This window comes from Candidatus Acididesulfobacter guangdongensis (assembly GCA_004195045.1).
Classification (GTDB): domain Bacteria; phylum SZUA-79; class SZUA-79; order Acidulodesulfobacterales; family Acidulodesulfobacteraceae; genus Acididesulfobacter; species Acididesulfobacter guangdongensis.
Genome location: SGBC01000003.1, coordinates 397,768 through 413,887 on the forward strand (window position 1 = coordinate 397,768; position 16,120 = coordinate 413,887).

Annotated in this window: 10 protein-coding genes and 1 CRISPR repeat array; of the genes, 6 read left to right on the forward strand and 4 right to left on the reverse strand. The window is 27.9% G+C overall.

All coding sequences use genetic code 11. The features are described from left to right. The first annotated feature begins 168 nt into the window (after nt 1-168). The 6 genes from EVJ46_08145 (at nt 169) to EVJ46_08170 (ending at nt 7,083) form a co-directional block, all read left to right on the forward strand. On the forward strand, nt 169-1,683 hold the full coding sequence (locus EVJ46_08145; protein ID RZD16148.1) for a MiaB/RimO family radical SAM methylthiotransferase: 1,515 nt from the start codon (nt 169-171) through the stop codon (nt 1,681-1,683). 262 nt (nt 1,684-1,945) lie between these two features. After that, nucleotides 1,946-2,611: a histidinol phosphate phosphatase domain-containing protein gene (locus EVJ46_08150; GenBank protein RZD16241.1), complete on the forward strand. Its 666-nt coding sequence runs from the start codon at nt 1,946-1,948 to the stop codon at nt 2,609-2,611. A gap of 178 nt (nt 2,612-2,789) precedes the next feature. Then, entirely contained in the window at nt 2,790-3,437 is a 648-nt protein-coding gene (locus EVJ46_08155; protein RZD16149.1) for a tetratricopeptide repeat protein, read from the forward strand. 4 nt (nt 3,438-3,441) lie between these two features. Beyond that, nucleotides 3,442-5,886 (forward strand): hypothetical protein, encoded by a 2,445-nt coding sequence (locus EVJ46_08160; GenBank protein RZD16150.1) that lies wholly within the window; start codon nt 3,442-3,444, stop codon nt 5,884-5,886. A 110-nt stretch (nt 5,887-5,996) separates the two neighbouring features. Next, nucleotides 5,997-6,368 carry a hypothetical protein gene (locus EVJ46_08165; protein ID RZD16151.1) on the forward strand — a complete coding sequence of 124 codons (372 nt, stop codon included), beginning with the start codon at nt 5,997-5,999 and terminating at the stop codon, nt 6,366-6,368. Between the two features lie 28 nt (nt 6,369-6,396). Continuing rightward, entirely contained in the window at nt 6,397-7,083 is a 687-nt protein-coding gene (locus EVJ46_08170; GenBank protein ID RZD16152.1) for a hypothetical protein, read from the forward strand. Between the two features lie 128 nt (nt 7,084-7,211). Here EVJ46_08170 and EVJ46_08175 read toward each other — a convergent pair whose 3' ends face one another. From EVJ46_08175 to cas2, 4 genes are all read right to left on the reverse strand, one after another. Next, on the reverse strand, nt 7,212-8,357 hold the full coding sequence (locus EVJ46_08175; GenBank protein ID RZD16153.1) for a hypothetical protein: 1,146 nt from the start codon (nt 8,355-8,357) through the stop codon (nt 7,212-7,214). A 41-nt stretch (nt 8,358-8,398) separates the two neighbouring features. Beyond that, nucleotides 8,399-10,851: direct repeats of the CRISPR family, unit length 36 nt; unit sequence GTCTCAATCCCTTTTAAATCAGGGAAATATTCAAAT. A 303-nt stretch (nt 10,852-11,154) separates the two neighbouring features. Further along, complete coding sequence (gene cas1, locus EVJ46_08180; protein ID RZD16154.1) at nt 11,155-12,141, reverse strand: CRISPR-associated endonuclease Cas1; 987 nt, start codon at nt 12,139-12,141, stop codon at nt 11,155-11,157. Between the two features lie 134 nt (nt 12,142-12,275). After that, nucleotides 12,276-15,608: a hypothetical protein gene (locus EVJ46_08185; protein ID RZD16155.1), complete on the reverse strand. Its 3,333-nt coding sequence runs from the start codon at nt 15,606-15,608 to the stop codon at nt 12,276-12,278. A gap of 26 nt (nt 15,609-15,634) precedes the next feature. Continuing rightward, nucleotides 15,635-15,916, reverse strand: a complete 282-nt coding sequence (cas2, locus tag EVJ46_08190) for a CRISPR-associated endonuclease Cas2 (GenBank protein RZD16156.1) — start codon at nt 15,914-15,916, stop codon at nt 15,635-15,637. Between the last annotated feature and the right edge of the window lie 204 nt (nt 15,917-16,120).

Sequence of the window (16,120 nt, forward strand, 5' to 3'; positions counted from 1 at the left end):
CCGTTTGATTTAAGCGCTCTGTAAGCTCATTTGCATTTTATGTTTATAATTTCTTTATTTGTTGGTTTATTATCATTTGGTTTATTATCATTATTATTTTATTATTACTTAATTATTTCATAACTTAATTATTTAATTTTTTAATTCTTTAATTCTTTGAGCAATATTATGAAATTTACCGATGCTGCGGAAGATATTAGTTTTTACATCAAAACTTACGGATGTCAGATGAATTTCCATGATTCCGAGCTGCTTGAAGACGGGCTGATTTTTAAAGGATTCAAAAAAGCGGCATCATTAAATGACGCTAATATAATAATTTTAAATACATGCAGTGTAAGGGATAACGCAGACCACAAAATACTATCCGATATCGGACGTATAACAGATAAAAAGAAAAAAATAATACTTGCGGGATGCTACGCCCAGCAAAAGATTAAACAAAATACAAATATAAAAAATAAAAGTAGAAATAAAGATAAGACTGGAAGTAATAGTATAATAATTGCAGAAGATTCAGGATATAAAGAGCTGTCCGTAAATTATTACGTTAGCCCCGAAGATATTTTATCCATTCCCGACATGCTTGAAAAAGAATTTAAATCTTTATTGAAAATTACTCCGGTTGATTCGAAAATTGAAGAAGATATATTTGCCAAAGATGAAAATTACTACAGAAGATTAGAAAAATCTTTTAATCAAAGGTCTGAAAAAAAAAGCTTATTAAATTACTCGCAATATTTAAAAATAACGGAGGGGTGCAACAATTTTTGCAGCTATTGCATAGTTCCGTATGTCAGAGGCGCTGAAAAATATATACCTTTAAATATTTTATTGAAAACTGTAGAAAAATACGCTCAAAAAAATGTTAAAGAAATTATTTTACTTGGGCAGAATGTGAATTCTTATAAGTCCCCAGAAAACCCAGATTATAATTTTGCGTATCTTCTGAAAAAGATTGCAGAAATAAAAAATATAAAAAAAATAAAATTTTTAACATCTCATCCTAAAGATATGAGCGATGAAGTAATCGAACTTATCGGAAAAGAAAATAAAATATCAAAGAGTCTGCATCTGCCTGTTCAATCAGGTTCAGACAGAATATTAAAATTGATGAACAGGGGTTATGACAGAGATCGCTATATAAACCTTATAGAAAAGCTGAAATCAAATTGTCCGGGTATATTATTATCAACGGACATAATTGTCGGATTTCCGGGAGAAACAGACGAAGATTTCGAACAAACGCTATCTTTAATAAAAGAAACAGGATTCGAGTTTATTTACGGCTTTCAATATTCGCCTAGACCTTTTACCGCAGCTTTAAATTATAAAGACGATGTACCTCTTGAAATAAAGAAAGAAAGGTTAAATAAATTATTTAATCTGCAAAAAAATATTTTTGCTTCGTCTTTAAATAAATTGATAGGAAATTATTATGATGTTATAATAGAAAAAATAGCGGAGAACGATGATTATAATTCTGAAATAATCAATAAAGGTATATTCTATAGAGGAATTACCTCTAATGAAAGGGTTGTATATCTAAAAAATTTTGATATAAAAAAAATGTCCGAATTTTTACTGAATTCAACTTTGGAAAAATCCGAAAGTACTTTAGTTAAAGTTAAAGTCAAAATAACAGAAGTTGTAAGTAATAAATTATATGGAGAAGTCATTTAACGAATAATATCTTTGCGATATAGAAAGCGATATTTATTTATTTAATTAAATAAATAGGATAGATAGATATTATATATAGTATATATAGATAGATAATTATCTTCATATTTTTTTGCTGTTGAAATTAGCAGTATAGAGCAGTATAGCTAAAAAATTACATGCTTATACACGTTAATATACTATATTTAATTTAATATATACTATGCTGTACTGAATATATACTACTACTATTACATATATTTAATATACGGAGAAATTTTTGATATCAGATTTTCACACACACACATTATTTTCAGACGGTGAACTGGTGCCTTCCGAATTAATTAGGAGAGCGGTTTATTCCGGTATAGAAACCCTTGCGATTACCGACCATGCCGATTTTTCAAATATTGAATATATATTATCCGGTATTATTGCAATAAGCAATAAAATTAATGCCGAAAATATTAAAAACAATAATAAATTCCGAGTGCTGCCGGGTGTAGAAATAACCCACGTGCCACCGTCATTAATAGGTGAAGCGGTAAATTTAGCAAGAATGTCCGGCGCAAAAATAGTCGTCGTTCACGGAGAAACACTGAGTGAACCGGTTGAAAAAGGAACTAATTTGGCGGCTTTAAATGAGAATATTGATATTCTTGCGCATCCAGGGCTTTTAACTGAAGAAGAAGCTCTGCTGGCTAAAAATAAAAATATTTATCTTGAATTAACCTACAGAAAAGGACATTGTTTATCAAACGGTATCGTTTTTCAAATTGCAAAACGCACAGGGGCAAAATTAATAATTTCAAGCGATGCACATTCGCCTGATGATATTTTAACAGAAAATATCTACAACAATATTGCTTTCGGCGCAGGACTTAATGTTTCTGAATTAAAAGAAATAAAGAAAAATGCCGAGGAGCTGTCGCAAAAATACAAATCTTAAAACATTATGACGCTCATGTTAAATTAAAATTTTTCTTAAACTATCAATTAATGTTGCAAAATATAAATATTTAAAAATTGTGATGCAGTATAAAAAATTTAATTTAATTAATTTAAAAAAATAAAATACAAAATAAAATACAAATTAAAATATAAATAAATTAATAAGGACAACAAACATGGCGATTGACGTAGAAGAATTTTTCAAGAAGAATAAAAAATTAATTATTTTTTGCTGCATTGGCATTATAATTATAGCAGGCGGTATAATCGGATATAAATATTATAACGGCTATAGGGAAGGCAAGGCATATGCTTTATTAGGAAAAGGGGTCAGACTATATCTTTCAGTAGGAGATTCAAAAACAGGCAATCTCAAAAATGTCAAAAAATCTATTATTGTGCTGCGCCGGCTAAAAACAAAATATAGCGGAACTAAAGCAGAAATTATTGCAAATTTTTATTTAGGCTCAGACTATCTTTTATTAAGAAATTATAAAAAAGCAATTACATATTTTAAAAAATATACTATACATGAACCTGTTCCGCATAAAAATAATATCAGCTATTTAGCTTACAGTAATATTGTGACTGCTGAATTGAATCAGAAAAATAACTTAAAAGCCATTAATTATTTAAAGAAAATGGCTAAAATAAACGATGTAAAACTCAAAGAATATGCAATGCTGGAAGAAGCTTCAATTTATACAATGATAGGCAAACCGGAACAGGCTGTTGCCGTTTATAAAAAAATGCTTGAAAACGATGCAATGACGAAAAGCCGCGGTCATATTGAAAATCTTATTCAGCTGAATTCTAAACGATAATAAAATGGACTATCCTTTAAATGTAGCCTTTATCTGGCATTTTCATCAGCCGTATTATAAAGATAATTATACAAGCGAATATCTTATGCCGTGGACGAGATTACACGGCACAAAAGATTATCTTTATATGGCGCAGCTTATTAAGAATTTTCCTGATATTAAATGTACATTTAATTATTCTCCTTCTTTATTGACGCAGCTTAAAGATTATTCCGATAACTATGAAAATGCTTCATTGGATATATTTTTAAAAATATCAAAAACCAAAATTACGGAATTATCTGCGGAAGATAAAATATTTATAATAAATAAATTTTTTTCCGCCTGCAAAAGCAGCGATAACTTTATAAAAAAGAGTAAGCATTTTTATGAGTTGTCATTATTGCTCTTTTCAAACCATAATTCAGATTTAGTTCAGAATGCAGACAAAATAAATTTATTCAGCGAACAGGATTATATCGATATTATAGTTTTATTTAACCTTTTATGGATAGACCCTCTTTCAATATCAAACGATAAATTTTTAAACGGACTTAAAACAAAAGACTATAATTTTACAGAAGAAGAAAAGGAAAAGTTAATAAATATCAAGATACCTGAAATTCTGAAAAAGTTCATTCCTGCTATCCAAGAGTTAATTAACAACCGGCAGATTGAAGTCTCCGGCAGTCCGTTTTATCATCCCATACTTCCGCTGCTATGCGATACAAATGTCGCAAATTTCAGCAATCCTAAAGTTTCGCTGCCCAAAAACGCTTTCAGGCATCCTGAAGATGCTGAGATTCAAATAAAAAAAAGCATTGAATATTTTAATAATGAATTGAATTATAGTTTAAAAGGAATGTGGCCTTCCGAAGGCAGCGTGAGCGAAAATGCGGTAAATATTATGATAGACAATAAATTAAAATGGATTGCTACCGATGAAGATATTCTTGCAAATTCCATAGGCATTAATTTGAGTAATATTCAAAACAGAAAATTTTTATATAAGCCTTATATTATAAAAAGGAACGGGGGATTTTTATATATTTTTTTCAGGGATAGGTCAATTTCCGACCTTATAGGATTTAGGTATGCCAATTATGAACCGAAAAATGCGGCTTCAGAATTAATAAATTACATTAAAAATATACATGTAACTATTCAAGATATAAATAAAAAAGGATATGGAATAGTGCCTATAATCTTAGACGGAGAAAACGCCTGGGAATACTATCCGAATAATGCATTGGATTTTTTTAATTATTTATATGATGGTCTTTCAAAAGAAAAATCTATAAAAACTGTAACTATAAGCGAATATTTAGAAAGCATTGAAAATAATAATAATTACGGTGCGAAAGATTTAGAAGACATTAAATGGAATAGCGTAAACGATTATGATTTTAACAAATTATATAATATTCCGGTAATCTATCCCGGCTCATGGATAAATCATAATTTTAATATATGGATAGGCGATGACGAGGACAATAAATCATGGGATCTGCTTTCCAAAACCAGAGATTGGCTTGTTAACCTGAAAAATACGGCTATAAAAGAAACTGACTTAAAAAAAGCTTGGGAACAGATATATATTGCTGAAGGAAGCGATTATAACTGGTGGTACGGAGACGACAGAACGTCCGGCATTGACGATGAATACGACGCTTTATACAGAACTCATCTGTCTAATATTTACAGGATTTTAGACAAACCTATTCCAGATGAATATTTTATACCTATATTTAAAGGGAAACAGGAGGTTAAACCGGGCATAAAAATGGTGTGTTTTATAAATCCTACAATTAACGGCTATATAGACAATTATTTTGAATGGCTCGGCAGCGCCGTTTATTTTCCGGCTATTACATCAGGAAAGGCTATGGCGCACTCAAACCGTTATATTAGAAGCATAAGATACGGATTTAATAAATCTGATATGTTTTTCAGGATAGATTTTTTTAAGAAGCATATAGAGAATTTAAAAGATAAAGAATTTATAATCAATTTTCTAAAACCTAATAATTTTAAAATAATAAACGAATTCAAATCGGGCAATAACCATATAGATGTTAACAGCGCCGATTTAAACAACTTAAATAAAAATAATATCAACACCGATGACCATGCCTATAATAGCACCGGCAAGAACAATATTATTGGCGGCAGTGCAGATAACGACAACGGCAGCGGTAATGCTAAGAATAGCGTCGTAATTTCAGTAAATTCATACATGATTGATAATTTTGGAAATAAACATGGTATTCAGGGAAGTTTTGCAGATGTTTTAGAATTATCCGTACCTTTATCGTATTTAAATATTAATATAGGTGAAAATATACAGTTTTATGCAAATCTTTCTTTTCAGAATAATTCATTATACGAAATAGAACGCATTCCTGTAGCAGGATATTTTGATGAATCAATTCCCGATAAAAATTATGAAATAATAAATTGGATTGTATAGCAATAATATTAATGCAAATAATAAATGATAAATTTAATTTTATCTTTTATATATGTTTTTATATATTTTATATTCATTGAAAATGTTTTTTATTATCGTATAATATAATTATGAAAGAAATATTATATAAAATTAAAAATTTACCTCCTGAAATCAATAGGACGCATTTTTGGAGTTATGACAAAGAAAAAACGGGATTGCCTGCAGCTATTATAATAGAGCAGGTTCTAAAATACGGCACGCTTGAAGAAATATTTACACTTTTTAATCTTATAGATGCCGACGAATTTATGAATATTTATCGGAATACGGTAAGACCGGTATTTGAAGGTAAAGGCAGCTACTTAGTTTATAATTCGCTGTCTAAAGAAGAACAAAAAACATACGAGCAAAAAAATTTAAGCAGAAGCCCCGGTCTTTTAAAACTTTTTGACCTTATTTTACCTATTATGTACAAAATCAAGACGCAAAAAATTGATTAATTTTATAATTCATTAATTATTATGATTAATGAAGTTATGCAAACTTATGTGGTTAGCGGAAACAGAAAAATTACTTCGAGAACTTTCTGAATATAAAGAGATTGAAAGTTTTATTTTCACCGGAGGCTCTGCATTATCCTACTATTTAAAGCATAGATTTTCTGAAGATATTGATTTTTTTTACTCTGCATCGTCTAATATTTTAGATAAAAAGAATGTAAGAAAATTAATAGACAAATTGAGTAATAAAAACTATAAAATTATAAATACTCTAGATGAAGAAGAGCAGTTAGATTTTTATATAGGTAATGTAAAAAATACTTTTTGCGCTTATTCAAAATTTGGACATTTATTGCAAAAAAATAATAAAATATTGTTTGGGAATATAAAAATTGCTGACCTCGACGTTTTAACGGCTATGAAAGTTGATGCATTGATAGGTAGAGAAAAAATAAGGGATTACTATGATTTATATGCTATATCTAAGAAATGTGGATTTAAAAAAATAATAGATGATTCACTAAAGGTAAATTCTAATTTTAATACTAAATTATTTATAAAAAGACTCATAGAGATGGACGACAAATTAACGGACATCTATATTGATGATTATTTAAAACCAAAATATTCCATCGATAGAGTTAGTATAAGAATTTATTTTGAAGAGCAGATTGATAATTATATCAGCGCTAATTATATTAAATCTATAAAATAAAATAATAAAAACGAATAGGCTAGTTAGATAATTAATATGTCCCATAATGAACATTATGTAAACTAATAAGTAAATTTTGCATTATTTCTCAATTATAACTGTCGTATTAAACAAATTAATTTAAGCGCTTAATTTTTTGAAGTTGTACAGCTAACCCCTATGAGTTGACATCCTTTCATCAAAACACCATCAAGCTCAAATTTATTTTCTGGACCGCCTGAACTCTTATAAAGCTCTTTATTAAATAAGATTTCATCGAAATTATCCTTAAAATTAATCTTTTTTATATATTGTTCTAACCAAAAACCGTCTAAAAATTCAATAGCATCATTATATTTTTTGTATTCTATTTTAGTATTAAAATTAGGTTTTTCAGAACTATCATAATAATAAATTCTACAATCTTCAGGAAAGGAGTTTATTATCTTCATGAAAGTTTCATTGGGCCGGTAATTCAATGTCTCTATAATATTTCTAAAAATATCAACCTTTTTTTTAAATTTTGATCTATCGGCGTCAGTTTTTATTTTATTTTCTTCTTCATTCAAACAATTATCGGATGCAGCAGCCTTTAATATATTAGAATCTTCGTTTTTTATATTATGAAATATTTTTTCCATTATTTTATGATCGTCGTAAGGTTTAAAAATATCTCTATTGTATCCATCGGAATTGCAATAAAATTTTTCTATTTCATCTGACTCTATTATTTCAATAAATTCAATAGAGCTGCAATAATGTTTTTCGGTATTTTTTATTATCTCAAAGCTATGCAGTTCAGTTAAATAATCAAAATTTATTTTTATTTTATCTGCAATACTTTCAGGAATGTTTTTTTCGTTGTCAAATATGATTTTCCAATCTCGTGCCGATAAATAAGATGCGTCAAACTTATTCTTAAATTTCTCTTTTAAATAGTAATAAGAATATGCAGACATCGCCTTAGAACCTCCTGTAAAAAATAAATGCAATTTCCCATTATTAGAATTTTTTGCTATTTTTTCCAGTTGGTTTTCTATAGCTTTTTTGCTGCCAATATTCGTAATATATATTATTTCCTGAAATTCTACTTTTTGAACATCGTTGGCATAATCGGGTGAGAGATTTTCTTTTGAAAAATATTTTTGAAGACTTTCTGCATATTCTTTTGTACTATCTTGATTTATACCTGAATTTTTTTCTGAACATATCAGCCATATTTTTTTTAGATACTTATTTTGTCCAATAAAATATTGTAAAGCAATATAATTAGGTAATGGGTTAGTACCAATCAATAAAACTAAATCAGTGAAACTGATGTATCATTGGACAATTAGTCTCAATCCCTTTTAAATCAGGGAAATATTCAAATGATGCGGGAGATGTTTTCGTTTCAAACGCTTTTTCATATACAGGTCTCAATCCCTTTTAAATCAGGGAAAATATTCAAATAAGGGAAAGGATTATTCGTTGAAGGAGAACTTAACATTGTCTCAATCCCTTTTAAATCAGGGAAATATTCAAATAAAACTTGATAATTCTAAGGCGTCTATATCATTAGGCGCTGTCTCAATCCCTTTTAAATCAGGGAAATATTCAAATATAAGGAGGCTTTAAAATGAATAAAAATTATTATTTTTGTCTCAATCCCTTTTAAATCAGGGAAATATTCAAATCCTTCTTTAAGGTAAGAACTACCGTACATGTGTCTATGTACGTCTCAATCCCTTTTAAATCAGGGAAATATTCAAATCCTTCTTTAAGGTAAGAACTACCGTACATGTGTCTATGTACGTCTCAATCCCTTTTAAATCAGGGAAATATTCAAATCCGGATACGACTTAGAAAAAAACGATGGCGAAATATTCGGTCTCAATCCCTTTTAAATCAGGGAAATATTCAAATTCAATTGACAGATGCGCAGGTTAAAACTGCCGAGAGGCGTCTCAATCCCTTTTAAATCAGGGAAATATTCAAATAGTATAAGAAACTCGTCCAACAACAGAGGCAGTTTTTGTCTCAATCCCTTTTAAATCAGGGAAATATTCAAATTCAATTGACAGATGCGCAGGTTAAAACTGCCGAGAGGCGTCTCAATCCCTTTTAAATCAGGGAAATATTTAAATTTTACAAATTTAAAAGATTTTGAAAGATTGAATAAACTTTGTCTCAATCCCTTTTAAATCAGGGAAATATTCAAATTTACATGGAAACTAAAGAAATAAGAAGAATTGCAGATGAGTCTCAATCCCTTTTAAATCAGGGAAATATTCAAATTCATATTTATTATTTATTTATTATCAGCTTTTATCTATTGTCTCAATCCCTTTTAAATCAGGGAAATATTCAAATTTTATAGTTTTTATATAAACTTTTCAAACTAAATTTAGTCTCAATCCCTTTTAAATCAGGGAAATATTCAAATCAAGCCAAATAAACCCGCCACCGCATTAGGAAAATAGGAAAGGTCTCAATCCCTTTTAAATCAGGGAAATATTCAAATCTGAAATAAGAAGCAATTCTTATTTCAGCAGCACTATAGTCTCAATCCCTTTTAAATCAGGGAAATATTCAAATTTAGCTAATAAGGAATTTGAAAACGTTTTGTGTGTGTTTTCAGTCTCAATCCCTTTTAAATCAGGGAAATATTCAAATTCTTATTTCAGTAGAAGTCTTAAAAAGGATGAGTATAAGTCTCAATCCCTTTTAAATCAGGGAAATATTCAAATATTTGAGGGCATTAAAGTTTTCTTGGGACGGCAAAACAAATGTCTCAATCCCTTTTAAATCAGGGAAATATTCAAATTAGGAAATATTTTTATTCAGACATAAAAGATTTTGAAAGGTCTCAATCCCTTTTAAATCAGGGAAATATTCAAATAAATAAAAAAAAGGAGATTAAAAAATGAAAATGAATGAAATGTCTCAATCCCTTTTAAATCAGGGAAATATTCAAATGGGGAGTTAAAAAAAGAAAGTGTATTTAATTTTGAAAGTCTCAATCCCTTTTAAATCAGGGAAATATTCAAATTTTTATCGCATATACATTATTTATTCTTTATTATTTTATCTTGTCTCAATCCCTTTTAAATCAGGGAAATATTCAAATAAAAAATAAAATAAAAAAAAATTTTAAAGCCAGCCGAGTCTCAATCCCTTTTAAATCAGGGAAATATTCAAATTCGTAGCAAAAAAACAGGGCAATAATATTGCCTTTCACCGTCTCAATCCCTTTTAAATCAGGGAAATATTCAAATAACAATAAAAAAAGGAGAGTTATTATGTTAGATGAAGTGTCTCAATCCCTTTTAAATCAGGGAAATATTCAAATGAAGGCAGCAATGCCTTCTTTAAGGTAAGAAGCGCCGTACGTCTCAATCCCTTTTAAATCAGGGAAATATTCAAATCGGTAAGCTGAATGCTGACGTTATTTTTCAGGGTAGTATTTGTCTCAATCCCTTTTAAATCAGGGAAATATTCAAATATTTATTCTAATGATGAAAAATCATTAGAATATCAAAAATGTCTCAATCCCTTTTAAATCAGGGAAATATTCAAATTCATAGGGGATCAAAGAAGGTTTAATTTTTATTTTTTCCGTCTCAATCCCTTTTAAATCAGGGAAATATTCAAATATAAAATAAAATAAAATAAATATAATTAAAAAAAGGATAAGGTCTCAATCCCTTTTAAATCAGGGAAATATTCAAATTTAAGTAAGGAGTTCTTAACTCCCGAAGGGGAGTTAAAGAAGTCTCAATCCCTTTTAAATCAGGGAAATATTCAAATGCTGCCTTTTGTAACTTATTTAATTTATTAAGTTATATGGCTCGTTTTTCGTAATGTATCGGTTATCCACAACTTATTAACAAATTTATTGTTGAAAATTTAAATAAATACATAAGCTTAAACCAATATACATAATTACTTCCGTTAAGTCAACATTTTTTTGTAAAATAATAGATAACGGAAAATAGCATTAATACTGATACTCTTTTGTAACTTATTGATATATTTATTATATAATTAAATTACTTTATTTAATTGAATTATCTTATTCATTTTTATTGTATATTTTAAGTTCACTCTAATTTAAGGGTATGGCATAGCAACCTGATTTATTGGTATAAAATCTGTTCTATTTGTTATTGATTTTTTTAGCATATTAATCCTATCTTTAATATAAAGTCTTTTAGATTTTGGGGTCGATTCAGCCATAAGCTTGTCATAATGATTAAAATATTTTTTCATGGCATGATTTTTTAAAAATACCCCGCCTGTTGAAGATACAAAATCATCTTGAGCAATTATTGATTTATTTATAAGTTTCAATGTAAAACCGTCTATTGAGCTTCTAAACTCTTCAACTAAATCCAATGCAAGAGATGGACGCCCATAATTTATACCGTGTAAAAAACCGATATATGGGTCAAATCCATTACCGAATAACATATTTAATATTTCATTGGTAATCAATGTATATCCGAAACTCAATAAAGAATTTATAGGATCTAATGATGGATTCTTTTCTCTAACTGTAAAAATAAAATTTTCGTTTCTTATCATCATTTTAAAAGCTTTAAAAAAGTATGCTGCTGCAATGCCTTCAACCCCCATGATAGAATTTATAGTAATTTTATTATCTAATTGCAAAATGCAATTTTTAATTCCGGTTAATATGTCTTTAAATCTAGATATTCCATAGTTTTTAGAAAAAGAGTAAATAAGGTCAATTTCGTTATTTAATTTAGATTTAACAATCGTTCTGGCTAATTTTATTTGATATTCTTTATCTAAAAATCTTTCATATTGTATTAATCTTAAAAAAATATTTTTAGATTCCATAGCAGTCAATCTTCCATGACATTTCCCATTCATCGTAAAAAATGAAACATCTATATTGCTTTCCAATAAAAAATTAATAGCTTGCGTCGTAATTTGAATATTTCCGAATAAAAAAACCTTATCTATTTTTATTATAGGTATTTCTAAAATAGTTTTAGAGTTTTTTTGTACAGATAGTCTTCTTGATATTTTTGTTACAACTGCGCCCTGTTCTGAAATATAAAGTGTCGACATATTGATTGTATAAAAATTACAATAATGTTTTTTTTGAAACTATTCTATTATTTTTCACTTTTTTCACTTTTAAATTTTATATTTTTATAATTTTTTAACAATATGTAGTTTTATTTTAAAATTTGTATCTATATTTAAATCTCAATAAAATATTTTATAGAGCCATCTGTTTCATTTTTGATATCATTATCATTATGTTCAGTATTGTTAATATTTCTTTTATTGTCAACTGATATTCTATATAACTTTCCATATTTTGTATTTAGATAGTTTAATTCTTTATTTTTAAAAATTGCATCTATATTCCCTTTTATTTTATTAAAAAATTGCAATTTTTCAGAAAGTTCTTTTTTTGCCGAAATAAATTCTAATATTAGATTATCAATTTCCGTTTCTGTCTCTAAGTTTATTTCGTTACTTGATGTTTCAGATGAAAAATATGATTTATCTTTTATAATTAATTCTAAATCAGATATTTTTTTCTGTTTATTTTCTATAGTAACATCAGTATTAGATTTCACATCGGAAGATTTATCGTTAAATTTCAAGATGGTGTCTGCTTTAATTTGGTCTTTTTCCTGATTTTTCGCATTTTCCGATTCTTTCAATTTAATTTTTAGCATCAATTCGTCTTCGGCTTTCAAATCAGCTATTTTCTTATTAAAATCTTTTAGATGCATTGTTATATTTGGATATTCACCCTTTTCAATTTTAAATTTACAGTTGCATCCAACTTGCGAAGTTATATATGAAAGCCATTCTCTTATTTTATAGCATGATATAGAATATTTATCGCCTTTTACTTTATTTATATACTTTTGAGTAATATTTTTATCGTAATTTGCACAATAGCTAATTATATAATGAACTAATTTTTTACCGTTATAAGCATATCCTATTGAATATAATATCGATAATCGTTCAGTGTGAGTTAAATATTTAGTTATTTTAACTTTATCGTATAAATATTTTAAAACATCGCATTTATCAAGAAGTATCTTAAGCTCTTCGCTTTCTATATCCGATAATGCAATTTCTGTGTCTATTGCCCCTATTGCCCTATAATTTTTTCGGTTTAATATCTCTTTAATAGATTGTTCAGAAATTCTTTTTATATCATTTATTATAAATTTAAACTGATTTACAATTTTATCGCCTTCGTCATTCACAAAATATGTTTCGGCGCCTGTCAATAGATTTATACCAAGCGGCAGTTTTATTAGACTTCCTGCAGCATCTTTATTTATCTTATTTTCTTTTGGAAAAATTTCAATATTTATATGAGGTCTAAATTTATGCTTATTAATAAAATAATTTACAAATTCCCTGCCTGTTTTTGCCAAAATAGGTTTTTCAAAAAAGAACCATACATGATAACCTTTATAACCGCTGAATTCGACGTAGCAATCAGAATCCGTTTCTGCTTTCAAGCTATTTTTAATTAAAATAGAATACATTAGTGCTTCATTAAGATAATCTCTATATTCGTTTGAATCCAAAGAAATACTTTTTATATGCTCCGAATTAATATCGATATCTATTACAGCATAATTTATGCAGTTATCGTTTCGAATAATATATTCGCCAATAGTATTGATGCCGTTTATGTGCTCAAAAATAACATTTTCGTCTAATTGGTTATTTATTTTAGTATAAAATAATTTTTGATTTTTATTGATTAAAGCTTTAGCGTAATAATTTTCGGCTCCGGTAAAAATGTTCAGATATTTTAAAGCAATATCAACATTATTTATATCTATAATCTTCTTGTTATCTTGGTAAGTAGCACTGCTATCGTAATAACCTGCGTTAATTATGTTATTTATATTATCTTTATTGTCCTTTTTATCTTTATTTTCAGCAGCCATTTTTTCTGGAGTTAAAATATCTGCATCTGGTACACTATCGTATAGAGACTTGCTGTCTGTTTTATTTTCTGTCTCCGAGTCCTTATTTTCCACTTCAGATTTTTTTTCATCTATGTTTTTATTTACATTTTGATTAATGTTTATGTCGTTAGTTCCTTCTTTTTTTTCAGTTCCTTTTTTGTAATCCTGCATCTTTTCAGAAAGTCCGGTTAAACCCATTCTTCTGTATATTTCTGACAATTTTTCGTATCCGTCTGTAAAATTCGGATTATTTTCAATAAATCTGTTTAATAACCTTATGGCCTTTTCATACTCATTTTTTGACACAAAATAATCGCTTATATTCAAAATTCTTTCTGTATCTCCGCTTTTTTCAGAAATAAAATCAAAAGAATCTCTTTCTAAATCTAATTCATTGCTTAAAATAGCCGCATCTAATTTAATATCTCTCTTACATTTTTTATACTGTTCATTTTCATTTACATTTTCATTTCCTAAATCATCAGACAAGATTTTATCTTTAATGGATTTAATAATAAACGATGAAATATCTTTCTGAAAGTTTTTTGCAAATAATGCGCTTTTTAAAATTGATAAACCAACATTTAATTCAGGCTTTTCAGCTATTAATCGATCTATCAGTTCGACTATCTCCTGATAATTATCCTTATTTGCTATTTTTATGTCAAAATAATTCAGCCAGCCGTCAATTATGTTATCTAAATATATATTCTTAATGCCGTTTAAAGTTAGTCCGTTAATTTTTTCTGAAAAATTACACAATGATTTTTCTGATGGGTATTTACCTGAGCTGTTAAAATGATATCCGAGAAAATCAAATCCTTTTCTGTTGTCATCACCGATTTTTATGTTTACTATCGAAGTCTTTTCTTTTGATAATTCCAATATTAAATTTTCTTTAAGGTATCTTTCAGATATATCTTTAAGTTTATAGATATTTTCTTCCGAATCAGAAAAAATTACAAAATCATCTGCATATCTTAAATATTTTGAATTTGACTCTTTAAAAATGATTTTATCAAAATCGTTTAAATAAATATTCCCGAAAATTGGAGATGTAGGGGCACCAAGGGTAATTCCAGTGTCCTTGCCTTCAGCCGAATTTACAATTATTAATCGCAATAAATTTAAGAAAGGTTTATCCTTTATGCGTGCATTAATCTTTTCATTCAAAATCCCGATATTTATAGAATCAAAAAAGGCATGTATATCTGCACTGCAGACATATGATTTGCGTGGTCTATAACCGTAAGAGCATCTTAAAAATTCTTTCTCAAAAATAGGTTCCAAAACATTTAGCAGTCCGGTATGAACTACTCTATCGACTACAGAAGGTATGCCTAATACTCTAATTTTTCCGGAATTTGGTGATTTATATTTAAATTTTGCTATGGGCTTGGGTATATACGATGAAGTTTTAATTTCATCGATTAATAAATGGAGATTTCTGTCTAATTCAGATGCATATTTTTCAATTGTTATGTGGTCCGTACCTGGACCTCCGCCGCTTTCAGATACCCTTCTGAAAGCGGCCGCCAGATTTGTGAACTCACAAAAATTTTCAAATAAATCAGACATTGCCTCACCTGATTTTGCCAAATTTATTAAATAACATAACAGCTTTTATTTTCGTCTCTGGAAAAACATCCTATAATCAATTTGTTCTTAACAGACAACTTATTCAGAGAATAAATTATTATACTGTCTTTAGACTTATTTATTTTGATTTGACATATTTCCGACAACATTTTATCATATTGTTTTTTGTTTAACGTTGCTTCAAATACGCTGAATTGAACGTGCGTCCCGTAATCTTTTAAAATCTTAAATAGTTTCAATCTTATTTTGTTATCGGCTATATCGTAGGAAATAATATAATTCATTATTAAGCTATAATTGAGCAGAATTAATGATATGTGTTTAAGTTAGCTATTAACATTCATTATTATTCATTATTATTCATTAACATTCATTATTATTCATTATTATTCATTATTATTCATTATTATTTAATTTAAGTAAGAATCAATCTAATAATTATATCAAAAATAATTATACTAATAGAATTTAAAAATTAATCTAATAATTAT